20 protein-coding genes are annotated in these 23,017 nt (G+C 53.9%); 10 read left to right on the forward strand and 10 right to left on the reverse strand.

Features of this window, described 5'->3' with window-relative positions; all coding sequences use genetic code 11:
• Positions 1–8 precede the first annotated feature (8 nt).
• Together uhpC and uhpT are read left to right on the forward strand one after the other, a co-directional pair.
• The gene (uhpC, locus tag OQV00_RS00190; RefSeq protein ID WP_004869097.1) at positions 9–1,337 is read left to right on the forward strand and encodes an MFS transporter; all 1,329 of its coding nucleotides are present in this window, start codon (positions 9–11) and stop codon (positions 1,335–1,337) included.
• Positions 1,338–1,478: 141 nt separating this feature from the next.
• Entirely contained in the window at positions 1,479–2,870 is a 1,392-nt protein-coding gene (gene uhpT / locus OQV00_RS00195) for a hexose-6-phosphate:phosphate antiporter (RefSeq protein WP_004869094.1), read from the forward strand.
• A 48-nt stretch (positions 2,871–2,918) separates the two neighbouring features.
• Here the strand turns inward: uhpT and OQV00_RS00200 are convergent, their stop codons facing one another.
• The 6 genes from OQV00_RS00200 to OQV00_RS00225 all read right to left on the reverse strand — a co-directional run bounded on the left by OQV00_RS00200 (position 2,919) and on the right by OQV00_RS00225 (position 11,544).
• Positions 2,919–4,757: an ATP phosphoribosyltransferase regulatory subunit gene (locus OQV00_RS00200; protein ID WP_004869092.1), complete on the reverse strand. Its 1,839-nt coding sequence runs from the start codon at positions 4,755–4,757 to the stop codon at positions 2,919–2,921.
• A 157-nt stretch (positions 4,758–4,914) separates the two neighbouring features.
• A complete protein-coding gene (gene hisS, locus OQV00_RS00205) occupies positions 4,915–6,183 on the reverse strand; it encodes a histidine--tRNA ligase (protein WP_266279651.1) in 1,269 nt (422 codons plus the stop codon).
• Positions 6,180–7,532, reverse strand: coding sequence for an amino acid permease (locus OQV00_RS00210; RefSeq protein ID WP_266280727.1), 1,353 nt, complete (start codon positions 7,530–7,532; stop codon positions 6,180–6,182). The genes hisS and OQV00_RS00210 overlap by 4 nt, the downstream gene beginning before the upstream one ends.
• 254 nt (positions 7,533–7,786) lie before the next feature.
• Positions 7,787–8,923: a histidine decarboxylase gene (locus tag OQV00_RS00215; protein ID WP_004869084.1), complete on the reverse strand. Its 1,137-nt coding sequence runs from the start codon at positions 8,921–8,923 to the stop codon at positions 7,787–7,789.
• A 37-nt stretch (positions 8,924–8,960) separates the two neighbouring features.
• On the reverse strand, positions 8,961–10,307 hold the full coding sequence (gene hdcC / locus OQV00_RS00220) for a histidine-histamine antiporter (RefSeq protein WP_004869082.1): 1,347 nt from the start codon (positions 10,305–10,307) through the stop codon (positions 8,961–8,963).
• Positions 10,308–10,641: 334 nt separating this feature from the next.
• Positions 10,642–11,544: a LysR family transcriptional regulator gene (locus tag OQV00_RS00225; RefSeq protein WP_015585476.1), complete on the reverse strand. Its 903-nt coding sequence runs from the start codon at positions 11,542–11,544 to the stop codon at positions 10,642–10,644.
• Between the two features lie 105 nt (positions 11,545–11,649).
• Here OQV00_RS00225 and OQV00_RS00230 point away from each other — a divergent pair, with 105 nt between their 5' ends.
• From OQV00_RS00230 to nepI, 3 genes are all read left to right on the forward strand, one after another.
• Positions 11,650–12,102, forward strand: coding sequence for a DUF1198 family protein (locus OQV00_RS00230; RefSeq protein WP_004869077.1), 453 nt, complete (start codon positions 11,650–11,652; stop codon positions 12,100–12,102).
• A 114-nt stretch (positions 12,103–12,216) separates the two neighbouring features.
• Positions 12,217–12,738, forward strand: a complete 522-nt coding sequence (locus tag OQV00_RS00235; RefSeq protein WP_032718432.1) for an SRPBCC family protein — start codon at positions 12,217–12,219, stop codon at positions 12,736–12,738.
• A gap of 153 nt (positions 12,739–12,891) precedes the next feature.
• On the forward strand, positions 12,892–14,073 hold the full coding sequence (nepI, locus tag OQV00_RS00240; RefSeq protein WP_054828988.1) for a purine ribonucleoside efflux pump NepI: 1,182 nt from the start codon (positions 12,892–12,894) through the stop codon (positions 14,071–14,073).
• Positions 14,074–14,151: 78 nt separating this feature from the next.
• On the opposite strand, the gene phnX is transcribed toward nepI, so the two are convergent.
• Both phnX and phnW read right to left on the reverse strand, forming a co-directional pair.
• Entirely contained in the window at positions 14,152–14,961 is an 810-nt protein-coding gene (gene phnX, locus OQV00_RS00245; RefSeq protein WP_015585479.1) for a phosphonoacetaldehyde hydrolase, read from the reverse strand.
• Between the two features lie 9 nt (positions 14,962–14,970).
• The gene (phnW, locus tag OQV00_RS00250; protein WP_015585480.1) at positions 14,971–16,074 is read right to left on the reverse strand and encodes a 2-aminoethylphosphonate--pyruvate transaminase; all 1,104 of its coding nucleotides are present in this window, start codon (positions 16,072–16,074) and stop codon (positions 14,971–14,973) included.
• Between the two features lie 139 nt (positions 16,075–16,213).
• On the opposite strand from phnW, the gene phnR reads away from it, so the two are divergent.
• The 5 genes from phnR to phnV all read left to right on the forward strand — a co-directional run bounded on the left by phnR (position 16,214) and on the right by phnV (position 20,983).
• Positions 16,214–16,933 carry a phosphonate utilization transcriptional regulator PhnR gene (gene phnR / locus OQV00_RS00255; protein ID WP_015585481.1) on the forward strand — a complete coding sequence of 240 codons (720 nt, stop codon included), beginning with the start codon at positions 16,214–16,216 and terminating at the stop codon, positions 16,931–16,933.
• 258 nt (positions 16,934–17,191) lie between these two features.
• Positions 17,192–18,205 (forward strand): 2-aminoethylphosphonate ABC transporter substrate-binding protein, encoded by a 1,014-nt coding sequence (gene phnS, locus OQV00_RS00260; protein ID WP_015585482.1) that lies wholly within the window; start codon positions 17,192–17,194, stop codon positions 18,203–18,205.
• 5 nt (positions 18,206–18,210) lie between these two features.
• Positions 18,211–19,320 carry a 2-aminoethylphosphonate ABC transport system ATP-binding subunit PhnT gene (gene phnT, locus OQV00_RS00265; protein WP_004869069.1) on the forward strand — a complete coding sequence of 370 codons (1,110 nt, stop codon included), beginning with the start codon at positions 18,211–18,213 and terminating at the stop codon, positions 19,318–19,320.
• A 2-nt stretch (positions 19,321–19,322) separates the two neighbouring features.
• Positions 19,323–20,183, forward strand: a complete 861-nt coding sequence (phnU, locus tag OQV00_RS00270; protein WP_123629312.1) for a 2-aminoethylphosphonate ABC transporter permease subunit — start codon at positions 19,323–19,325, stop codon at positions 20,181–20,183.
• 2 nt (positions 20,184–20,185) lie between these two features.
• Positions 20,186–20,983 (forward strand): 2-aminoethylphosphonate ABC transport system, membrane component PhnV, encoded by a 798-nt coding sequence (phnV, locus tag OQV00_RS00275; protein WP_015585484.1) that lies wholly within the window; start codon positions 20,186–20,188, stop codon positions 20,981–20,983.
• Between the two features lie 89 nt (positions 20,984–21,072).
• Here the strand turns inward: phnV and OQV00_RS00280 are convergent, their stop codons facing one another.
• Together OQV00_RS00280 and OQV00_RS00285 are read right to left on the reverse strand one after the other, a co-directional pair.
• Positions 21,073–22,458 carry a carbohydrate porin gene (locus tag OQV00_RS00280; RefSeq protein WP_004869066.1) on the reverse strand — a complete coding sequence of 462 codons (1,386 nt, stop codon included), beginning with the start codon at positions 22,456–22,458 and terminating at the stop codon, positions 21,073–21,075.
• Between the two features lie 227 nt (positions 22,459–22,685).
• The gene (locus OQV00_RS00285; protein WP_015585486.1) at positions 22,686–22,988 is read right to left on the reverse strand and encodes a PTS lactose/cellobiose transporter subunit IIA; all 303 of its coding nucleotides are present in this window, start codon (positions 22,986–22,988) and stop codon (positions 22,686–22,688) included.
• Positions 22,989–23,017: the final 29 nt, after the last annotated feature.

Below are 23,017 nucleotides of genomic sequence, written 5' to 3' on the forward strand. Positions count from 1 at the left end.
GAGTTATGATGCTGAGCTTTCTGAAATCCCCGCCCGATGCGGCGCCGGTTGCCGATAAACAGGCGCTGGATGAACGCTACCGCTACTGGCGGCGTCATATTCTGATGACCATCTGGCTGGGCTATGCCCTGTTTTATTTCACGCGCAAAAGCTTTAACGCCGCGGTACCGGAAATTCTCGCCAGCAACGTCCTGACCCGCAGCGATATTGGCCTGCTGGCGACGCTGTTTTACATCACCTACGGGCTGTCGAAGTTTTTCTCCGGTATCGTCAGCGACCGTTCCAACGCCCGTTATTTTATGGGGCTGGGCCTTATCGCCACCGGCGTGGTCAATATTCTGTTTGGTTTCTCCACCTCGCTATGGGCGTTCGCTCTGCTGTGGGCGCTGAACGCCTTTTTCCAGGGCTGGGGGTCGCCGGTGTGCGCCCGTCTGCTGACGGCCTGGTATTCGCGAACCGAGCGCGGCGGCTGGTGGGCATTGTGGAATACCGCGCATAACGTCGGCGGGGCGCTGATTCCGATGGTGGTCGGCGCGGCGGCGCTACACTACGGCTGGCGTACCGGGATGATGATTGCCGGGATGCTGGCGATTCTCGCCGGGCTGTTCCTCTGCTGGCGACTGCGCGACCGGCCGCAGGTCGTGGGGCTGCCGGCGGTGGGGGACTGGCGGCATGACGAGCTGGAGATTGCCCAGCAGCAGGAAGGGGCGGGGCTGACGCGCAAAGAGATCCTCACCAAATACGTGCTGCTGAATCCCTATATCTGGCTGCTGTCGCTGTGCTACGTACTGGTATACGTGGTGCGGGCGGCGATTAACGACTGGGGCAACCTGTATATGTCGGAGACGCTGGGCGTCGACCTGGTGACCGCTAATTCGGCGGTGACGATGTTCGAGCTGGGCGGTTTTATTGGCGCGCTGGTCGCAGGCTGGGGATCGGATAAGCTGTTTAACGGCAACCGTGGACCGATGAACCTGATTTTCGCCGCCGGCATTTTGCTCTCGGTCGGCGGTTTGTGGCTGATGCCTTTTGCCAGCTATGTGATGCAGGCGGCCTGCTTCTTTACCACCGGTTTCTTTGTGTTTGGCCCTCAGATGCTGATTGGCATGGCGGCGGCGGAGTGTTCCCACAAAGAAGCGGCGGGCGCGGCAACCGGGTTTGTCGGACTGTTTGCCTATCTCGGGGCATCGCTTTCCGGCTGGCCGCTGGCGCAGGTAATGGAAATCTGGCACTGGAGCGGCTTTTTCGTGGCGATTGCTATTGCTGCCGGCATTTCTGCGCTGCTGCTGCTGCCGTTTTTAAACGCTCAGGCGCCAAGAACCGCCAGCGAAGCGTGACCTGCCTCTCCTTTTTACCCCGAGTGGGGCAAAACTAAGAAATTTTCCCGGTTCCGCCGGGACACTGTCTCAGGCCAGTCTCCGCGCGGCTTTTTACAATGCCTGCCATTCGCAGGTATAAAAATTAGCCCGGAGTGTCCTATGCTGGCCTTTCTAAACCAGGTGCGCAAGCCGACCCTGGATCTGCCGCTCGATGTGCGGCGTAAAATGTGGTTCAAACCGTTCATGCAGTCCTATCTGGTGGTCTTTATCGGCTACCTGACGATGTATCTGATCCGCAAAAACTTTAACATCGCCCAGAACGACATGATCTCCACCTACGGGTTGAGCATGACCCAGCTGGGGATGATTGGCCTGGGCTTCTCGATCACCTACGGCGTGGGTAAAACGCTGGTGTCCTACTACGCGGACGGGAAAAATACCAAGCAGTTCCTGCCGTTTATGCTGATCCTCTCCGCCATCTGTATGCTCGGCTTTAGCGCCAGTATGGGGGCCGGTTCAACCAGTCTGTTCCTGATGATCGCCTTCTATGCGCTGAGCGGTTTCTTCCAGAGCACCGGCGGTTCGTGTAGCTATTCAACCATTACCAAATGGACGCCACGTCGTAAGCGCGGCACCTTCCTCGGCTTCTGGAATATCTCTCACAACCTTGGCGGCGCGGGCGCTGCGGGCGTGGCGCTGTTCGGCGCGAACTATTTGTTCGACGGCCACGTTATCGGCATGTTCATCTTCCCGTCGATTATTGCGCTGATTGTCGGTTTTATCGGTCTGCGTTTTGGTAGCGACTCTCCGGAATCCTACGGCCTCGGCAATGCCGAAGAGCTGTTCGGCGAAGAGATCAGTGAAGAGGACAAAGAGACGGAAGAGAACGCCATGACCAAATGGCAGATTTTCGTCGAGTATGTCCTGAAAAACAAAGTCATCTGGCTGCTGTGCTTCTCCAACATCTTCCTCTATGTGGTGCGCATCGGTATCGATCAGTGGTCGACGGTCTATGCCTTCCAGGAGCTGAAGCTCTCCAAAGAGGTGGCGATTCAGGGCTTTACCCTGTTTGAAGTGGGCGCGCTGGTCGGAACGCTGCTGTGGGGCTGGCTGTCGGATCTGGCGAACGGCCGTCGTGCGCTGGTGGCCTGTATCGCGCTGGCGTTAATTATCGCAACCCTTGGCGTTTACCAGCATGCCAGCAACCAGTATGTCTATTTGATGTCGCTGTTTGCCTTAGGCTTCCTGGTCTTTGGCCCGCAGCTGCTGATCGGCGTTGCGGCGGTAGGGTTCGTCCCGAAAAAAGCTATCGGTGCGGCGGACGGTATCAAAGGCACCTTTGCTTACCTGATCGGCGACAGCTTTGCCAAACTGGGGCTGGGAATGATTGCCGACGGCACGCCGGTCTTTGGCCTGACCGGCTGGGCGGGTACCTTTGCGGCGCTGGATGCGGCAGCTATCGGCTGTATCTGCCTGATGGCTATCGTCGCGGTCTTTGAAGAACGTAAAATTCGTCGCGAGAAAAAGAAACCCGTTTTGCAGAATGCCTGAGTGATACGTATGGGTAACGTTGCCCGGCATTTATGCCGGGCTTTTTTATTACATCATCAGTGAATGACTCAAATGGGCGACGACATCGTTGAGTGAAATTTGTACCCAATCATGATTTTCTTCGTCGTAAAATGTCACTTCGGTCTCATTGCCATCAATAAGTAAAATAAAGCGCGCGCCCTGACGCTGGGCATTTTTTTGTCTGGTTGCGAGCCGTAAAGAAGAACAATCATTCAGAATGCTTAAATGTGGAAAACTGCGGCGTAAGCGCCGGCTCAGGGTCAATGCCACGCTGCGGGCTCTTTCCTGACATGGAATAATCACCAGATCAATATGCTTGCCGGGTAAGTTAACTTTTTTGGTACTGCTGAGCAGATGCATGATGGGTTCCAGCATAAAAGCAAACCCACAGGCGGACACAGGGTGGCCAATCAGCTGGCTGGCAGTATGATCATAGCGTCCTCCCCGGCATAACAATTGATGGCGATACGGGGCGTCAGAGTGCCACTCAAAAATAAGATCATTGTAGTTATTCACGGGGAAAAGTTTGCGGTCGTGAGTAAACGGGATATGCAAGGCCGTCAGGGTGTCACAGAGCCGGGTGAATCGCTGACGTGAGCGGGCTGATATCCATGACTCTAATTGAGGAGCCGGTTCCGCAAGACGCTGCATTAAACTGTCTTTATCCGTTAATAAACGTTCCGGACGGGTGTTGAGCCAGTTAAGTTGTTGGGCGTTCAACAGGGCGGCGAAAGGACGGTAGTATTGTTGTAGGGCATGACGAAAATGCGCAAACTCTTCCTGATTTCCGGTAGTGTTAACTTTGAGGTCGATGAACGGTAATAACTGAAGAGATTTAAAAAAATCGTACTGCAGGGAAATAAGTTCGATTTCAATGCCAATATCGGAATAGCCGAAGGTCTCAACACCCAGCTGGTGAAACTGGCTAATATTTTGCTGATGCTGACGACGAAACATGGTCCCCTGATACCAGACTCTTGTTTCAGTTTGCAAATTTCGATGCTGTGACAGTAGCCGTAAGCACCCCATGGTGCCATCACCGCGAAGTAATGCCTGATGATTTAATAAAAGCTCGCCGGAGTCAGAACAAAAAGACTGAGTTAAATCTTCCTCAAGTTTTTCCAGCAACGGGGTTCGTATTTCGTGATAACAATACTGGCGCAACAGGTATTCTGCTTTTTTTTCTAGCCACTCCCAGGTTGCCGCGGGATTGTGGTCATGTTTCCTGGGGCGGCCTATTTTCCGCGGACGTAAATTCCGTTGGAGTTTTTCCTCAAGTGATTTAGAGTATGCGGTGGTAGCCAGCAGGCAATTTTGGGTTAATGCAGATTCAATCCGCGTTATTATTGCCGGACTCATGCTGCCGAGGCAAAACTGTTGGTAAATATTGCGACGTTGTAATGCATTTTCACCCAGACGTAAATACTCGTCATGAGGTGTAATTCGTTGCTGCGGCGCATCGGCAGAGCTGTGATGGGAAAACTCATCAGTGCAGTGACATTCAATATATTTTTTAACGAGTAAAAAATACGCATTGGGTTCGACCGGGCTGCAATCGTAACGGCTATCCCACAGCGTGCCATGCCGCTGATGTCGGTGGTTGAAATCATGCGCGTAACCTTTCCCAAGGTGCTGCATGAAACGTCCCAGGCTTTCTTTGTCCGGGGCAGAAAGGAGTAATGTTATTTTTTGCAACGACAATGAATATGCATGTAGTTTTATGCTGTAAATAGCTAATGCATTATCAACGCAATGATAAAGATTGCTAATGTCTTCGTCATCTTTAAATATAACCTCATCATTATGCCCTGACAGTTTTACAAGATGAGGGATGCCATCAATGAATAATCTGTTTTTTCGCGGCATAGTTAAATTACTTAATTTAGTGATTGATAATATAAGGAGGGAGGCAGGATGTTTGTTTTATTATGATTGTCTTAATGTTAATCATTCTCACTCCCATATTTGAAGATCTTACAGGAGCTACCAAAAAACGACAAGGGTAGTTTGATAGCTCACTTTTTTATTTGTGACTAATTTCTGAAATCTGTAATTTTACCTGCTCTATACTCATGGATTCTTGCTGATTATTTTGCAAATTCCACAGCCGAAGATTTTCGTCATAATTAATTGTAAGAATGTATTGGCAACCACTTTTAAGCGCATTTTGATGTTGCCGCTTTAATTTCGCGCCGCTGCAATCAGTCAATACGTTTAAACCAGGCAGGTCTCTGCGTAACTGACAAGCCAGCATCTGTGCGCGGATACCACCATCATTTAGCTCGCTGGTAATAGCAATATCAGGTGCCGATTGCCATTGTGGGTTCTGGCCGTCACAAACGGTTTGTAGCAGCAAGAGTAAGCGTTCGATACCGATGGCAAAACCACATGCGGGAAGTTTCTTGCCGCTAAACAGTTCTGCGAGGCCATCGTAGCGGCCACCACCACAAACGGTACCCTGAGACCCTAAATCATCAGTAACCCATTCGAAGACCGTCCGAGAGTAATAATCTAAGCCGCGTACCAGGCGGGGGTTAATTTGATAGGTAATTCCTGCATTATCCAAAATCGTCCGTAGGGTATCAAAATGCTGGCGAGACTCTTCACCTAAAAAATCAAGCAGACGTGGAGCATGTTCAATAACGTTCTGAAGGTCAGGATTTTTACTGTCGAGAATACGTAAGGGGTTGATGGCAAGACGTTTCACGCTATCTTCATCGAGCATAGCGGCATGCTTAGTGAACCATTTGACCAGCTCTTCGCGGTGCGCCTGCCGTTCTGCGGAGGTGCCGAGGGAGTTTATTTCAAGGCGGACGTTCTGAGTAATATTTAAATCTTCAAAGAGATCCCGAACCATAAAAATGAGCTCGGCATCCACGTCGGCGCCGGACATGCCGAATGCTTCGATGCCAAATTGTGTAAACTGGCGCAAGCGGCCTTTTTGCGGGCGCTCATAGCGAAACATCGGTCCTTGATACCACAAGCGCTGTGACTTGTTGTAACACATATTGTTTTCCAGCACGGCACGCATACAGCCGCTGGTTCCTTCAGGTCTAAGAGTGATATGTTCACCACTTTTATCTGTGAAATCATACATTTCTTTTGAAACGATATCGGTCGCCTCACCCACCGCTCTTTCGAACAGCGTCACGGGTTCGAGCAGTGGCAACCGCATCTCCTGATATCCGTAACGAAATGCCATATGGTGGAGCTTTCTTTCCAGCCACTGCCACATGGGGGTTTCATCGGGAAGAACGTCTCTCATACCTCGTATAGCCTGGATCTTGTTCATGACAACTCCTTACTTAAATTAGAAAAAGAGGGTTTTGTTGGGCGTGTTTCTGAGACGTCATTTTTTTGACGATGACGCCTGGCAATGTAGAAAAGATAAAGAGGGAGAGTGGCCAGCTGTAAAACGATTCCCCACACCACCGTTGCCGAACTTTCTGTCATAAGGGCTAATGTGATGAAACAAAGCGCAACGAAGCTGAGGCAGCAGTAGCAATAGAAGTTTGTATGTTTCTTCTGGCGATTGATGACCATCATTACCGGGAGTGAAATGGCAGCGAAAGCGTAGGGTAGAAGGCTGGCGGAGATGGCCAGGGTAATAATGGTTTTGAACTGGCTTTGTAAATCGGGTGACAGCGTTAGCAGCAGGAGCAGGGTCATCAAAGATGCAGTGAAAACGAGCCCTGCCCACGGAACACCATGACGGTTTATTCGGGCAAAAAAATCCGGTAAAAGTCCATCCTCTGCGGCGGCTCTGGGGACTTCTGTCTGGAGAATTTGCCAGCCAGGCATTGCGCCAAGACAGGCGATAACCACCATAGCGGAAATCAGAGAGCCGGCGACTTTCCCCCACATCGCGGCAGCGCTGTCGGCAAAGGGGGAGGATGAATTCACCAGAACATCATGTGGCAGTATGCCCATCATGACATTGGTGGATGTGGCATAGCATAATCCCGCAATGGCTAAGCCCAGTAAGGTCGCCAGAGGGATGGTGCGACGGGGATTTTTTACCTGCCCAAAAGAGACTGATGCCGATTCAATACCGAGGAATCCCCATAACGATATCGTGGCGGCGTTGATAATGGCCTGCAGGTCGCTATGGTTACTGACATTCCAGCTCATCTGATAACGCCCGGCATCAAAATGCCACCAGCCCAGCATACCGATGCTCAGGATGACCACCACCATGCACCCACCGGTAAACAGCTGAGCGTATCCCACCAGCTTTGCACCTCTTAATCCCCACAGGACAGAGAGCCATAACAAGATAATACAAGCGCTGGTGCCGTAGAGGGGGTTATGCAGTGCGGGGAAGAAATAGGAGAGATAGCCCACGCCGGCAAGTAGCAAGGCGCAATTGCCAATCCACGTTGAAAGCCAGTAAAACAGGGTCATTTGCAGGCCAACGAAAGGGCCAAAACTCGCCGTTATACTGGCAATAATTCCCCCATTTCGTGGAAATAACTCACTCATTTTGCAAAAGATGAGTGCCAGTGCAGTAATGGCTAAAAAAGCGACCCCCCATCCCCACACGGAAATCGCACCGATACGTGCGAGTGTGGCGGGCAGCATAAAGACCCCGCTTCCCATCATATTTGATGCTGTCATCACGGTCAGGGCAAGCAGGCCCATCTGATTGGTTCTCGCGCAGCATTTACTCATGCCAGTCCCCATTAGGTGGATGATGAAAAACAGTCGCAGCGGAGTCTGATGTCTCCCCGGCGAATGTCTCAGGCACAATTTTGTCGTTACAACATATCGACAAAGCGGTAATCTGAATTAAGGCTCCGTAGGAACAGAGCCTGAAGGACGCACCGATATTGATTGGTCTCGGCATCGGTGACGTCTGTCCTGGAGGGCAGTGAGTGATTATCACTGCCCTTTTACTATGCGGCCTGTTTTTTCAGGTCGGCGATCACGTCATCAATCAGTGCATCAATTTTGCTGGAATCAAGGTGGTGCGCGGTGGCGATGAGGTGGGCAATATCGCCAGATGTAGCAAGACAGTGTTTCTTCCAGACGGCCTCTGATGGGCAAGGGAAGACGACGGTGATGGAGTTTTTGTTGCGCCAGGCATCAATTCCCGCGGACTGAAAACGGTCAACGGCATATTGCGCCATATTCAGGCTGCGTTCGATGCGACGCCGCCACTCCTCCCATGAATGGCTACGAATTGCCTCCCACATCATGAGTGGGGTATGACCGTTACGCGAACCTGAAATGGTTTTATCGTGAGCAGAAATATAATCAATCTCTACAGAGATCCGATCGACATTTTTCTTTTTAGCAACAACAATGCCGCAAGGAATCGGTGAGCCAATCATTTTGTGTCCGGAAACACCAATGGAATCAATGCCATCTGCGAAGTTAAACGGCTGTGGATTATCCACAAAAGGTAAGATCATTCCGCTCAGCGCCGCGTCAGCGTGAAGATAATAATCTTTGCGCTCAATGCCCAGTTCGCTAATTGATTGCTGAATGATGGCAATATTATCAATAGCTCCGCGAACGGTAGTCCCGATATTTGCAAAAATAATGGGGTGCTTTTCATTGTCGCGTTTTATTTTTTTGATTAAATCGGCATAATCCATCTCACCATTGGGCTGCGATTCAACAAGCGTCGATTTTATGCGCAACAGCTTGACGATTTTTGCCACGGAGTAATGGGTATCTTTCGAGTAGTATAGTGTACCGTTGGGGAAAATCTCCCGACCCAGATAGCAGCCAAACATATTGCCTTCGGTACCGCCATTGGTCACATACCCCCAGCTTTCTTCAAATGGGATTTTAAATAGCTGGGCGAAATACTCCATGACCTCTTTTTCAAAATCAAAGGAGTTTAATAAGTAGTTGCAGTATTCCCCCCAGTCACCACAGTTGTTGATTGAGAAGCGCATGAAACGTTCAAGGATGGTGTAATCAAAATCTGCCGATTCAGGATATCCGATATTAAAATATTGGTTTTTTACACAATATGACCAGAAAGAATCAAGTTTATTTTGATCGCTAATGGATAATGTCATTTTAAACTCCTTGGTGTTCTTATTTATATATCTGGATTTACTTGTCTAAATAGAGAGTGGTTTGGCCTTTTTTGCTTTTTCCTGCAGCCACGAAAGAAAATAAAGGAATAGTCACCATCATCATAAGTATTCCCCAGAACATGGAATCGCTACCTGACCCCAGTAAGGCGAAAATACAGTAGATCATGCCAATGACGACAAGCGTGCAGTAAAACATAAAGGTGCTGCCGCGGTTCATTTTCTTTGATACGAGAATGATCGGTAAGGAGATCAATGCATACATATACGGGAGCAAAGAAGCGAATACTGACATTAAGATAATGACTTCAAACTGCTTGGCGAGGTTTGGTGAGGCGGTAAGCAGTAATACAATGCTCATCAGAATACCGGTGAAAATAAGACTTTTCATCGGGACATCCTGTTTATTGGTGTCAGAGAAAAATTTCGGGAACAGGCCTTGCTGAGCACCTGCACGTGGCCCTTCTGACTGCAAAATGAGCCAACCCGAGATTGAGCCGAAGCAGGCAATAATACTCAAGGCGGAGGCAATGTTACCCGCCATATTACCGAACATGTAGCGCGCGGCGTCTGCGAATGGCGCAGCCGAGGTGATCAGAACATGATGCGGAACCAGGCCCATGATGACGGTGCAACTCCCGACATAACATACAGAGGCGATAAGCAGTCCCATTACCGTCGCACGAGGTACGGTACGCTCAGGATTTTCAACTTGCCCTGTTGAGACGACAGCAGATTCAATTCCTAAGAATCCCCAGAGAGCAATCGAGGATGCAGAAATAATTGCGGAGGAATTACTGCGCCCGGTCGCATTATAAACTTCGGAATACATTTCTGGGTTAAACCAGAACCAACCCACCAGGCCCACGCCTAAAATAACGACAAGGCCACAGGTTGCGGTGAAGGACTGTGCCCGACCGGCGACCCTGGCACCGAAACTCGCAAGGAATACAAATGCCCACAAAATAATAATGGCAGCGATACAGCCATAGACCGGGTTTTTTAATTCAGGGAAAAAGAAACTTAGATATCCAACGCCAGCAACCAGTAAGGCAACATTACCAACCCAGGCGCTTATCCAGTAACAGATGGTAGTTTGAAATCCGATAAATGGCCCAAAAGCATCGCTGGCATAAGCAACGATCCCTCCGGTTCGTGGTGTAATGAGACTGGTTTTAGCAAACACTAATGCGAGGGCAATAACACCGATAATGGTAAATACCCATCCCCATATTGAGATAGAACCAATGCCTGCTAAATTAGTTGGTAACATAAATACACCTGACCCCATCATATTCGATGCGGTCACTAATGTCAGGGCAATGACTCCCATTTTATGAGCAGAGCCTGAGCTAACTGTTCCCATAATGGTTTCCTATTAATTTTGAATTTTACGATAAGTGAAAGTTCGTACTGAAGTCGGGGGTATTTTTATCAACGAGAAGGTGCTGTTTTTGTGATGGGGGTCAAAAATGAGTATTAAGTAGATTATTAAACGCTGAAGATCTGGTGGTTATTTGTTCAATTGTGGCGCAATTGACTCTGTCCCCTTTTATTTAAACTATTTGTGCCGCGGTTTTATAATGCTAAGGCGCCGCTGCGACATGAAAAGATAAAAGGGCTGAAGCAACGGTTGTGTTAAATAATATGCGTTCATGTGCCTGTTTGTGGTTTATTTTGTTTCTTTTTAATCTGTTTATTTACTTTTGCTGGTTAGTCCTGAACAACAGCTCCCTCAGCCACTGTTGCGCCGGGTCGCGATGGCTACGTTCATGCCAGGCCATGCTTTTGCTAAATCCGGGTATTGTCAGCGGCGGCGGGGCGATGCGCATCCCGTCGGCCATCTTCGCCAGCCGGCGCGGCACCACGGCTATCATGTCGCTGATCGCCAGAATCTCGGGCAGCACCAGAAAACTACTCACCGACAGCCCCACTCGCCGCGAACGTCCCAGCGCCGCCAGCGCCTCATCGGTTACGCCACGAAAGCTATCGCCTTGCCAGGAGACCAGCACATGTTCCAGCGAGCAGAAAAGATCGAGGGTTAACGGCGCGGCGGCCAGCGGATGGTCTGCCCGCATCAGGCACACGTACTCTTCCTGATACAGCGTCCGGCTGTGGAGATCGGGCGGCGTGGAATGAGGCGTCAGCAGTGCAATATCGACATCACCCCGCTCGGTCTGGGCAAAGAGCATCTGCGGAGAGTCCGGAATAACGCGAACGCGAATGCCCGGCGCCCGTGTTTTCAGCGCGGCGATAAACGGCACGATCGCCGCTTTGAGCGCGTAGTCGGTCGCCGCCATTGTCCAGGTAAAATCCGCCTGTCGCGGGTCGAAGGTGGCCGGATAGAGCAGCGCTTCGGCATCCGCCAGCAGCTGCTTAACCGGCGAAGCCAGCGCCTGCGCGCGCAGAGTCGGCACCATACCGTGTGGGGCGCGGATAAACAGCGGGTCGTTAAAGGCTTCCCGCAGCCGGGTAAGCATGCCGCTGACCGCCGGCTGCGTCAGGGAAAGCCGCGTCGCAGCCCGGGTAACGCTGCGTTCATCGAGCAGGGCATCCAGCGCTTTCAGCAGATTCAGATCGAGGTTTCTGATATCAGATTTCATGATGAAGGTCCGCAGCGGCGATAAGTCACATTATGGTATGCCGGGGAGTCGACAGCGCGCAAATTCCCATTATGATAGTGGGGCTGCGGTAGATTGAGAGGAAGCATGATCTGGTTAGGATTAGCCACGCTGGTGGTTGTATTTGTTGTCGGTTTTCGGGTGCTTACCTCTGATTCACGCCGTGCTATTCGCCGCCTGAGCGAACGGTTAGCCATTACCCCGGTGCCGCTGGAGTCAATGATCGATCAGCTGGGAAAAACCGCCGGAAATGAGTACCTTCATTACCTTGAGCGCCCCAATGAGGCGCATCTGCAAAACGCCGCCCAGGTCCTGTTGATCTGGCAGGTGGGAATCGTGGATAGCGGTGAACAGAACCTGCACTACTGGTATCGTCTGATGCAAAAGGCCCGCCTGGCCGCGCCAATTACCGATGCGCAGATCCGTCTGGCACAAGGATTTCTGCGCGAGCTGGACCCGGATCTGAGCGAGATTGTCGCCCTCCAGCAGCGCTATAACGCGCTGTTTTTACCCGAAGACGGCGTGCACTGGCTGCATTGATATCACGGTACGTGATAATCACCATCAACGATGGTGATTAGATTTATATCACTTCCGGACAGATGATAGATCTCGTGAAATCACATAGTTACGAGGTCTTTTATGACACAGTCAATGCAACAAAGCGCCATCGTCTGGCCGGAAGCATACCTGCCCGGTACCACCGATAACTTCGCCTCCAACGAAATCATCGTCAGCGGCCTGACGGCGGCAGATATCTGGGCGCAGCTCAACGACACCACGCTGTGGCCAACCTATTACAGTAACGTGGCCGATATCCGTTTTCATGATGGTAGCGGACCGATGCTGAGCGCCAACGCCCGCTTCCGGTTCGCCACTTTTGGCTTCCCGATTGAAGCGCAGGTCACCGAATATGTTCCGCCGGTGGCCGGGCAGGCGGCGCGCATCGCCTGGCACGGCTGGGCAGAAGGCGATGAAACCACGCGTCTGGACGTGATTCATGCCTGGCTGTTCGAAGACTTACCCGGCAATCGCGTGCGCATTCTGACTCAGGAGTCGCAAAAAGGCGTACCGGCACGGACCCTGGCGCAGACGCTACCGAACCCGATGATCAATGGTCACCAGGAGTGGATTTGCGGCCTGGCCACGGCGGCGAGAAAAGCGCTGCGCGCTTGATGCTGCCGTCTGAGCGTTGGCGAGCCTCGTCTGACCGGCTCGCCACCTCATCAGCCACAATAATCAAGTTTGAAGTTGTCAAAACGTTAAATTAGTCACACACAAAATGTTACACTGCGCAGCTTTTCCGCCATTCAACCTTGCAGGTAACTGATGACTCCTCTGAATGAAGCCAAACAACATGCCAGCGAACACGCGCGGCCAAACTGGTCGGCGGTCTTCGCGGTGGCCTTCTGCGTGGCCTGCCTGATTACCGTTGAGTTTTTACCGGTGAGTTTGCTGACGCCGATGGCCCAGGATCTGGGGATCTCTGAAGGGCTGGCCGGCCAGTCGGTCACCACCACGGCGTTTGTGGCGATGTTCGCCAGCCTGTTTATCACCTCCATGATTCGCAGTACCGATCGCCGCTATGTGGTGATTCTCTTCTCGGTTCTGCTGACGGTATCCTGTCTGCTGGTCTCTTTCGCCAATAGCTTTGCGCTGCTGCTGGTGGGCCGAGCCTGTCTCGGGCTGGCGCTGGGCGGCTTCTGGGCGATGTCCGCCTCGCTGACGATGCGCCTTGTCCCGATGCGAGTGGTGCCAAAAGCGCTATCGGTTATCTTTGGCGCGGTGTCGATTGCGCTGGTGATTGCCGCGCCGCTGGGTAGCTTTCTGGGCGGCGTTATCGGCTGGCGTAACGTCTTTAATGCGGCGGCGGTGATGGGCGTACTCTGTACGCTTTGGGTACTGAAGGTGCTGCCCTCTTTACCCGGCGAAGCGCCGCATCAACAGCAAAATATGTTCGGCCTGCTGAAACGCCCCGGTGTGATGGCCGGGATGTGCGCCATCTTTATGGCCTTTGCCGGGCAGTTTGCCTTCTTTACCTATATTCGTCCGGTCTATATGACCCTCGCCGGTTTTGATGTTGATGGCCTGACGTTAGTCTTGCTGAGCTTCGGTATTGCCAGCTTTATCGGTACCTCGCTGTCGTCGGTCATCCTCAGGCGCTCGGTGAAGGCGGCCTTAACGGCTGCTCCGCTGGTACTGGCGACAAGTGCGACGGTGCTGGTGCTGTGGGGGGAAAGTCAGGTGGTGGCATCGGCGGTGGCGATAATCTGGGGCTTTGCTTTTGCATTGATTCCGGTTGGGTGGTCAACGTGGATCACCCGCTCGCTCTCCGACCAGGCGGAGAAGGCCGGATCGATCCAGGTGGCGGTCATTCAGCTGGCCAATACCTGCGGTGCGGCGGTAGGTGGCGTGGCGCTGGATCATCTTGGCCTGCTATCGCCGCTGGTGATTTCCGGCGCGTTGATGCTGTTGACCGGCCTGCTGGTGGCTGTCAAAGTCCGGGTGTAGTCGGGACTGCGTTTCACGGACGAGGCAACCCGGGCAGGGTACGTATGACGCCGCCCGGGAAAAGGCAGTGAAATAAATCTATGGGCGTTCGCCTTTTGCCAGACGGGCGTTAATATCGGCAATCACTTCCGGCAGGTCGGCCAGCGTATCAACCACATAATGCGCCCCCGCGGCATACAGCTTGCTTGCTGCACTCTCGCGGCGGGTGGCGATCTCTGCCGTCGTCATTGCCTGATATTCTTCCCAGGTGGCGCCAAACTCGTTGCCGGACACCGCCAGGCCGACGCTCCACATGCCGGCGTTCAGCCCTTCGGTAATCCCTGGAGCAGCATCGTCCACCTTCACACAGTGAGCGACGGCATCAATACCCAGAGCAATGACGTTTTGCAACGCCATCCACGGGCCTGGACGGCCGCCGGCCGCGAGGTCGTCGGTGGCGACCCAGTAGTCCGGCGCATAGCCCTGGGCGGCGGCGGCGGGCACCAGCTTCTCCATCACCGGGCGCGGGTAGCCTGAACAGGAACCCACTTTCAGCCCTTCAGCACGCAGTGCGGAAATCGTCTCAACAACCCCGGCAATCGGTGCAGAAAAGTCGACAACTTTGGCGATTTGCAGCGGCATAAACGCGGCGTAAATCGCATCAATATCAGCCGCGGTCATCGCCCGGCCAAATTTCGCCTGCCAGCGGGCATCCACGGAAGGTAATTTACCCAGCGCTTCAATATGTTGCCACTTGCCGAGCCCCATCGGTACGCGGGCTTCTGCCAGGGTGATATCAACATCAAATGCCTGATGAAAGGCCTCGACGAAAATTTGCGTCGGCGCAAATGAGCCGAAATCCACGGTGGTGCCAGCCCAGTCAAGGATCAGTGCGGTAATACGGTTCATGGCGGTTCCTTAGTGAGTCCAGTACATGGCGTTGTCGATAGCGGTCAGCAGGGCGGTAATATCGGCGGCATACACCTCGCCAATATTGCCAATACGGAAACAGTCGCTCTGCGAGACTTTACCCGGATAGATAACGAAGCCCTGCTCTTTCAGCTTCTGATAGAACGCGTTGAAGCGGTACTGCGGCGCGTCCGGAGAGTAAAACGCGGTAATGATCGGTGAATGCAGGCTGTCGTCCAGCAGCGGCTGGAAGCCCAGCGCACGCATCCCGGCGACCAGACGGCGCTGGTTGGCGCTATAGCGCTGGTGGCGTGCGACCACGCCGCCCTCTTCGGCCAGCTCTTTCAGCGCCTGGGCAAAAGCCAGCACGGTGTGGGTGGGGGAGGTAAAGCGCCATTTTCCATGGTTATCTTCCATGCATCGCCACTGGGCATACAGATCCAGAGACAGCGAGCGCGAGCGGCCTTTACAGGTCTCCAGTTCGCTCACGCGGGCAATGACGAAAGCGAATCCCGGCACGCCCTGAATGCATTTGTTGGCAGAGCTAATCAGGTAATCGATGTTCAGCGCGGCGATATCCAGCGGAATACCGCCGAAGCTGCTCATGGCATCCACGATGTAGCGTTTATCATAGCGCTGCGCCAGTACCGCCACCTCTTCGATGGGGTTAAGCATCCCGGTCGTGGTTTCGCTATGAACCATGGCAATATGGGTGATCGCCGGGTCCGTCTGGAGGATCCGTTCGATCGCTGCGACGTCTGGACGGGCGACTTCGCCGCAGTCATACGGGTGACAGGCAACGCCCATCATTTCCGCCATTTCAATCATCCGCGCCCCGTAGGCCCCGTTGCTGATGATCAGCACTTTGCCCTGCGGGCCGATTGCGCTCCCGAGTACCGCTTCGACCGCGTAACTGCCGCTGCCCTGCAGCAGAACCGAGGTGTAGCCTTCGGCCGGGGTAGCCAGCCGTACCAACTGCTGGCGAATGGTTTGTACTACGCCGAGATTGTAATCATCATCCCAGGTACAGCTATCGAACAGCATGGCCTCTTTTACCGTACGGGAGGTGGTCAGCGGGCCGGGGGTCAGCAGCAGGTAATTGCGTGAAGTCATTTATCTCACCATTGGTCTATACCAGATTAATATTATGATGCTGATAAGGGATGCCAAAGGTCAAAGAAAAGATCGTGCTGCAACAAAAAATTCATCTCCATGGGTATAATGGCGCTATCAAATCTGTTTGCGAGTCAACATGAAATCACCCTCTGGCGAAACGCCGCAATACCTGCTGATTAAGGCGCAATTACAGGCTCGTATCGAAAACGGGGCGTTAAAAAGCGGCGATAAACTGCCCTCAGAACGCGAGCTGTGCGCTATTTTCAATACCACGCGGATTACGGTGCGCGAGAGCCTGGCGCAGCTGGAAGCCAGCGGCGTGATTTATCGTGCAGATCGCCGCGGTTGGTTTGTGACCCCCGAGCGCCTGTGGCTGGATCCGACGCAAAACACCAACTTCCATAAGCTATGCCTGGAGCAGGGGCGAGAGCCGAAAACGGTTTTGCTAAACGGTCGGTTGGCCGCGGTGCCGCTTGATGTGATGGCGCCGCTGGCGCTGCAGCCGTTCGATCAGGTTTATCTGCTGACGCGCCTGCGGTATGCCGACGGACGGGCGATTTGCTACAGCGAAAACCACTGCCTGCCGGCGCGAGTGCCGGAGCTGCTGCGTCACGATCTGAACGGCAGCCTGACCGAGATTTATCAGGCTCATTACGACCTGATATATACCAGTATGCATTTGTCATTCTATCCAACCTCCATGCCACCGCAGGCGGCGGAGGCGCTGGGGGTGATGGAAGGGCGTCCGGCACTGCTGCTGCGCCGTCTGAATTACGATCAGCACGGGCGTATCCTGGATTACGATATCGAGTACTGGCGTCACGATAGCCTGCGCATCGAAGTCGATACCCACTAATTTTGTTGTTCCTGTGAGGCGCTCCCCGGCGGCATTACGCTGACCGGGGCTCCGGTTCACCACCGTCAGGCCGGCCTGACAAGGCGCGGCCGGCGCCGCCTCCAGGGGAAATGCCTGCATCGGTTTTACCCCGTCGCTCTCCTTCCGCCTTTCATCTTTTTGACACCGCGCATTCATCGTTTTGTCATAAATCCCCGGTAGCGTGACAATCAATCTGGTATAGACCATTTAAAATCACCATCCGATGAGGCTTACACGATGAAACTTTCCCGACTTGCTCTGCTGTCCGTTTTCGCGCTGACCAGTTCCCCGGTTTGGGCCGATGGGGTGGTCACCGTTTATTCCGCTGATGGCCTGCATGACGGCGATAACAGCTGGTATCAGAACCAGTTCGACGCCTTTACCAAAGCGACGGGCATCAAAGTGCAGTATGTGGAAGGCGGCTCTGGCGCAATCGTTGAGCGGCTGGCGAAGGAGCGTACCAACCCGCAGGCCGACGTGCTGGTAACCGTTCCGCCGTTTATCCAGCGTGCCAGCAAAGAAAATCTGTTGGCTGAGTTTACGCCGCAGGGCAGCGAACACATTCCCGGCGCCAATGCCCGTTACTCGCCGCTGGTGAATAACTACCTGACTTTTATCTACAACAGCCAACTGCTGAAAACCGCCCCGGCCAGCTGGCAGGAACTGCTGGACAGTCGCTACAAAAACAAATTGCAGTACTCGACGCCGGGCCAGGCCGGTGACGGTACTGCGGTAATGCTGCAGGCCTTTCACAGCCTCGGCGGCAAAGAGGCCGGGTTTGCCTATCTCGGGAAACTGCAGGCCAATAACGTCGGCCCGTCCGCCTCTACCGGCAAGCTGACCGCGTTAGTGAATAAAGGTGAACTGTTTGTGGCGAACGGCGACCTGCAGATGAACCTGTCGCAAATTGCGCGAAACCCGAATGTGAAAATCTTCTGGCCGGCGGACGATAAGGGCGAGCGCAGCGCGCTGGCCCTGCCGTATACCATTGGTCTGGTCCAGAACGGGCCGCAGAGTGAAAACGGTAAAAAGCTGATTAACTTCCTGCTTGATAAGCAGGCGCAAAGCAGCGTCAGCGCGCTCTCCTGGGGCCTGCCGGTGCGTAGCGATGTGACGCCAACCGACAGTAACTATCGGGCGGCAAAAGCGGCGCTCGACGGCGTGACAAGCTGGGAACCGAACTGGGACGATGTTGCCGTATCGCTATCGGCGGATATTGCCCGCTGGCATAAAGTGACCGACAGCGAGTAAGCCTGATGTTGATGAAAACGACTGCCTCCCACTCCCCGTCAATGACGGGGACTTCGGGGATAACCCTCGATTCTCTGCGCGTTGCGTACCACGGGAACGTGGTACTAAAACCGCTGTCGCTGACCATTGAGCCGGGCGAAGTGCTGGCGCTGATTGGCCCCTCTGGATCCGGAAAAACCACGGTACTGCGGGCCATTGCCGGGTTTGTACAGCCGGCGGGTGGACGCATTTTGATTGGTGATACGGATGTGACCGGGCTGCCGCCTTACAAGCGCGGTCTTGCCATGGTGGTACAAAACTACGCTCTGTTTCCGCATATGAAGGTCGAGGATAACGTCGCCTTCGGTCTGCGGGCACAAAAGCAGCCGAAAGCGTCGATCGGTGAACGGGTGACCGAAGCGTTGAAAATTGTGGGCATGGCCGAGTACGCCACGCGCTACCCGCACCAGCTCTCCGGCGGCCAGCAGCAGCGCGTCGCCATTGCGCGAGCCATTGCCGTTCGCCCGCGGGTGCTGCTGCTCGATGAGCCGCTCTCGGCGCTGGATGCGCAAATTCGCCACAACATGGTGGAAGAAATAGCCCGTCTGCATCGCGAGCTACCGGAGCTAACCATTCTTTATGTCACCCACGATCAGACCGAAGCGCTGACCCTGGCGGATAAGATTGGCATTATGAAAGACGGGTCAATGATTGCGCATGGAGAAACGCATCGGCTTTACCATTATCCGCCTAACCGCTTCAGTGCCGAATTCCTCGGCCGCGCCAATATTCTGCAGGCCACGGCGCTGACGGATACCTCCGGCCCAGGGCTGGTCAGCGCCAGCTGCGGCGGCGGGTTGGTTCAGGCTTTCAGCCAGGGCGGACAGCATGGTAATAACAAGCTGCTGTGCATTCGCCCGCAACATATGAGCCTGGCGCCGCGCTCGGCGGCCAGCAACCGGCTTTATGCCACGCTGACGTCAGTACACTGGCAGGGGGATTTGACCCATCTGCTGTGCGACGTGGCCGGCGAATCGGTGCGTATCGTAATGACGCATGTTAATCCGCTGCCGCGCGCGGGCGATAAGCTGGCGCTCTACTTTGAACCCAACGATGCGGTCCTGATTGAGGTGTAATGATGTCGCAGACGTTAACGCTGTCGCGCCCGCTGCTGAACCTGCGTCCCTTCCTGTGGCTCCTGTTGCCGCTGCTGGTGCTGGCGACGCTGTTTTTCTACCCGCTGCTGCTGATCGCCGAACAGGCGTTGCGCGATACCCGCGGCCATTTGAGCCTCGGGACGTTCTGGCAGGTAATGGAGTCCCGCCGCTTTATCGGCGCCTTGCTAAATACTTTGCAAATTGCGGTTTTTGCCACGCTTGGCTGTCTGGTGCTGGGCAGCCTGATGGCGGTGATTCTGGTGTTTATCCCGTTCCCGGGTAGCCAGCTGATTAGCCGGGTGATTGATACTTTTATCGCCCTGCCGACCTTTCTTATCACCCTCGCCTTCACCTTTATTTATGGCTCGGCTGGCCTGCTGAACGGCACGCTGATGTCGCTGTTCGATTTTGCGCTGCCGCCGGTGGATTTTCTCTATTCGATTCAGGGCGTGATTCTGGCGGAAATCACCGTATTTACGCCGCTGGTCATGCGTCCGCTGATGGCCGGACTGCGGCAAATTGATAAAAGTCAGCTGGAGGCGGCGAGTATTCTCGGCGCCCACCCGTGGCGGGTCATTGCTGAGGTTATTTTCCCGGCGGCGCTGCCGGCGCTGATGGCGGGGGGCAGTCTGTGTCTGCTGTTAACGACGAACGAGTTCGGCATCGTACTGTTTATCGGTGCAAAAGGGGTGAACACCCTGCCGATGATGGTCTACAGCAAGGCGATTCTTGAGTCTGATTACAGCGTGGCCTGCATGATTGCGCTGATTAATATTCTGCTGTCGCTGGGGCTGTTTATGCTCTACCGGCTGGCGGCTGCGCGTACCGGCGTGAGGAGCTAACGATGTTAATTTGGTCGCATAAAGGTCGCGCGGCGGCGGGAACGCTGGCGGTGGTGTTGTTTGTCGGGTTCTTCTTCCTGCCGCTGTCGGTGATCCTGATGTCCAGTCTGAGTCAGCAGTGGAACGGCCTGCTGCCGTCCGGATTTACCTTCGGGCATTTTGTGAATGCGTTTCGCGGAGCGGCCTGGGATTCGCTGTTCTCAAGCCTGGTGGTGGGGTTTTGCGCCAGCTTGTTCGCGTTGCTGTGTGGCATGTGGGCGGCGCTGTCTCTGCGCCAGTTCAGCGCCCGACTACAAAAATATCTTGGTCTGGCGTTTTATCTTCCCAGCGCGATTCCTTCCGTGTCGGTGGGGTTAGGGATTCTGGTGGCTTTCAGTCAGGGACCGCTAAGGATGAATGGCACTTTCTGGATTGTACTGGCGGCCCACTTTGTCCTGATTTCGGCATTTACCTTTAGCAACGTCTCCACCGGGCTGGCGCGTATTTCGCCGGATATCGAAAATGTCGCCTCTTGCCTGGGCGCTTCGCCGTGGTATCGCCTGCGCTACGTGACGTTACCGCTGATGACGCCGTGGATGATCTCCGCGCTGGCGCTCAGTTTGTCGCTGTCGATGGGGGAGCTGGGGGCAACGGTAATGATTTATCCGCCGGGTTGGACGACGCTGCCGGTCACCATTTTCAGTCTGACCGATCGCGGGAATATTGCCGATGGCTCGGCGCTGACCATCGTGCTGGCGGGGGTGACGCTGCTGCTGATGATTAAGCTTGAGCGCATCGCTCGCCGATTGAGCCTGAGATAAGATTTCCCCGGTAGCGTGACGCTTACCGGGGGGAAGTACCTTGTCAAGCGGACTGGCGTCACACGCCGCCTCCGGGGCAAGCTATGGCATCAGAACCACGCTTCAAACATGCCGCCGACGTTCAGGGAGTCCAGCTGCTCGTCGCGGGTGCCGTTCACCTTCGCGGTATGGTTATTATCGACCTGACCGCCGGTGACGTAGAAGCGCAGCATCGGACGGAACTCCGGCCCCATCCCGATGGCGATGTTCTGCGACAGCGTCAGCTTCCAGCCGTGGTTATCCCCGCCCTGATCGTAATCAACGCGCTGGTAGCCCGCTTCCAGCCAGGTGGAGTGCACATCGTTCCAGAAGTACATCGGACGGACGATGGCGCCGTAGTTCTTGCGGTTGTCGGTGTTGTCCTTGCTGTTGTCATAGTCATGGAAGGCCAACAGGTATTCGACCTGCGCCTGCCGGGTGAACTTATAGTTACCTTCGAAGCTGGCGTAGACGGTGGTCAACCCGTCCGTTTTGTTGTAAACGCTGTTATCGGCGTTATCGGAATAGCGCAGGATAACTTTGTTCACGCCGCTGTCGTCGCTGTTGGCGTGGCTCAACAGCAGGCCGCCCTGCCAGGCATCAATCTGCGCGTCGTTGTCCACCGCTTTGGAGTCAAAGCCGTAGTTGGCGTAGACCTCGACATCGATGGGGCCGGCCTTAATGTTGTGGGTTTTGGTGGTCAGCGCATAGTGACCGTCGTCGCCGGTGCCGGAGCCGCCGGTACAGGTGATGCGCGACGGGTTAGACTCATCGGCCATGACTTCCGGACTACAGGACTCGACCTGCGAAACCGCGGCGACATCGAACTGAACGCCGCCGATATCGAAGTTTTTCACCCCGGCGCCCTGGCCGTCGTGGTTCATCCAGAAGTAGTCGTTGATCCCCTGCTGTGGACGCTGGTGGAAGTCACGACCGGCCCAGATATAGGCGCCGGGATTGGATGCCAGCACGTTGGTGACGCCAACATAGGCCTTCTTGAGGTTAACTTCGTCGCTCCAGTGGTCGAACATCACGTTGATATCCCAGATGGCGCCCTGGCTGCTCTTAAAGGCTTTGGTAATCTGGAACTCGCCGCCGTTGCCTTCGTTACCCAGACGACCAATCGCCGAGGCGCCGTTATAGGAGCCATCGACGCCAACGAACTTCTGATCGCCGCTCTGGAACTGGGCGCCGTAGCGGGCGTAGCCGCTAAACTTCAGACCGAACGGAATCGCCATATCCGGCGAAGCGGCGGTGGTTTGCGGGTTGGTCATGACGTCCACTTTCTTATTGGCGGCGGCATCAATTTTAGTCTGACGATCCGCCAGCGCCTTATCGACGGCTTTCGCCACAATGGCGTCAATTTGTTCCTGAGTAAAATCTTGTGCAAGTACAGAAATTGGACACAGCGCGGCGACGACCGCCATTGCTAATGGCAGCATTTTTACAGTTTTCATAATTATCTCGCTTTTAATAATTCATATATATCCTAAATAGTTCGAGTTGCAGGAAGGCGGCAAGGGAGTGAATCCCGATGAGCTTACTTTGGTCAGTGATTCGGGTAAGCGAGCGCAGCCAACGCACATGCAGCTTGAAATATGACGGATATATTCAGATAATAGCCATCCCGCCAGGATTAGCTGGTGTATTTATTTCGGGCGCAGTTGTTAAGTATTTATATAAATTAACGCTGGTATAAATGAATTAATTCTTCTGAAAATTCACGCGCCAGCAGTGAATTCATTAAATGATCCTGAGCGTGCACCATAATTAACGTCATTGGCTGGCGCGCCTCACCGGCGTCCTGCTCGATGAGCCGGGTCTGCATCAGGTGTGCGCGGCGGGCATAGCCGTCGGCTTCATTCAGGAGTAATTTGGCTTCATTAATATTTCCGCTACGGGCGGCATGTAACGCTTCAAAACATAATGAGCGTGACTGTCCCGCATTCACGATAATTTCCATTACCGCTTCTTCTAGATCAATCATAATATTACCTGAGGTGATTAACTTTATTA

The sequence above is a fragment of the Klebsiella sp. DY2415 genome, from assembly GCF_026314315.1.
Lineage (GTDB): Bacteria > Pseudomonadota > Gammaproteobacteria > Enterobacterales > Enterobacteriaceae > Klebsiella > Klebsiella ornithinolytica.

Excerpts from the sequence above, each read along its gene's own strand:
- uhpC (WP_004869097.1), top strand. The coding sequence starts at position 9 with ATGCTGAGCTTTCTGAAATCCCCGCCCGATGCGGCGCCGGTTGCCGAT.
- uhpT (WP_004869094.1), top strand. The coding sequence starts at position 1,479 with ATGCTGGCCTTTCTAAACCAGGTGCGCAAGCCGACCCTGGATCTGCCG.
- OQV00_RS00200 (WP_004869092.1), bottom strand. The coding sequence starts at position 4,757 with ATGCCGCGAAAAAACAGATTATTCATTGATGGCATCCCTCATCTTGTA.
- hisS (WP_266279651.1), bottom strand. The coding sequence starts at position 6,183 with ATGAACAAGATCCAGGCTATACGAGGTATGAGAGACGTTCTTCCCGAT.
- OQV00_RS00210 (WP_266280727.1), bottom strand. The coding sequence starts at position 7,532 with ATGGGCCTGCTTGCCCTGACCGTGATGACAGCATCAAATATGATGGGA.
- OQV00_RS00215 (WP_004869084.1), bottom strand. The coding sequence starts at position 8,923 with ATGACATTATCCATTAGCGATCAAAATAAACTTGATTCTTTCTGGTCA.
- hdcC (WP_004869082.1), bottom strand. The coding sequence starts at position 10,307 with ATGGGAACAGTTAGCTCAGGCTCTGCTCATAAAATGGGAGTCATTGCC.
- OQV00_RS00225 (WP_015585476.1), bottom strand. The coding sequence starts at position 11,544 with ATGAAATCTGATATCAGAAACCTCGATCTGAATCTGCTGAAAGCGCTG.
- OQV00_RS00230 (WP_004869077.1), top strand. The coding sequence starts at position 11,650 with ATGATCTGGTTAGGATTAGCCACGCTGGTGGTTGTATTTGTTGTCGGT.
- OQV00_RS00235 (WP_032718432.1), top strand. The coding sequence starts at position 12,217 with ATGCAACAAAGCGCCATCGTCTGGCCGGAAGCATACCTGCCCGGTACC.
- nepI (WP_054828988.1), top strand. The coding sequence starts at position 12,892 with ATGACTCCTCTGAATGAAGCCAAACAACATGCCAGCGAACACGCGCGG.
- phnX (WP_015585479.1), bottom strand. The coding sequence starts at position 14,961 with ATGAACCGTATTACCGCACTGATCCTTGACTGGGCTGGCACCACCGTG.
- phnW (WP_015585480.1), bottom strand. The coding sequence starts at position 16,074 with ATGACTTCACGCAATTACCTGCTGCTGACCCCCGGCCCGCTGACCACC.
- phnR (WP_015585481.1), top strand. The coding sequence starts at position 16,214 with ATGAAATCACCCTCTGGCGAAACGCCGCAATACCTGCTGATTAAGGCG.
- phnS (WP_015585482.1), top strand. The coding sequence starts at position 17,192 with ATGAAACTTTCCCGACTTGCTCTGCTGTCCGTTTTCGCGCTGACCAGT.
- phnT (WP_004869069.1), top strand. The coding sequence starts at position 18,211 with ATGTTGATGAAAACGACTGCCTCCCACTCCCCGTCAATGACGGGGACT.
- phnU (WP_123629312.1), top strand. The coding sequence starts at position 19,323 with ATGTCGCAGACGTTAACGCTGTCGCGCCCGCTGCTGAACCTGCGTCCC.
- phnV (WP_015585484.1), top strand. The coding sequence starts at position 20,186 with ATGTTAATTTGGTCGCATAAAGGTCGCGCGGCGGCGGGAACGCTGGCG.
- OQV00_RS00280 (WP_004869066.1), bottom strand. The coding sequence starts at position 22,458 with ATGAAAACTGTAAAAATGCTGCCATTAGCAATGGCGGTCGTCGCCGCG.
- OQV00_RS00285 (WP_015585486.1), bottom strand. The coding sequence starts at position 22,988 with ATGATTGATCTAGAAGAAGCGGTAATGGAAATTATCGTGAATGCGGGA.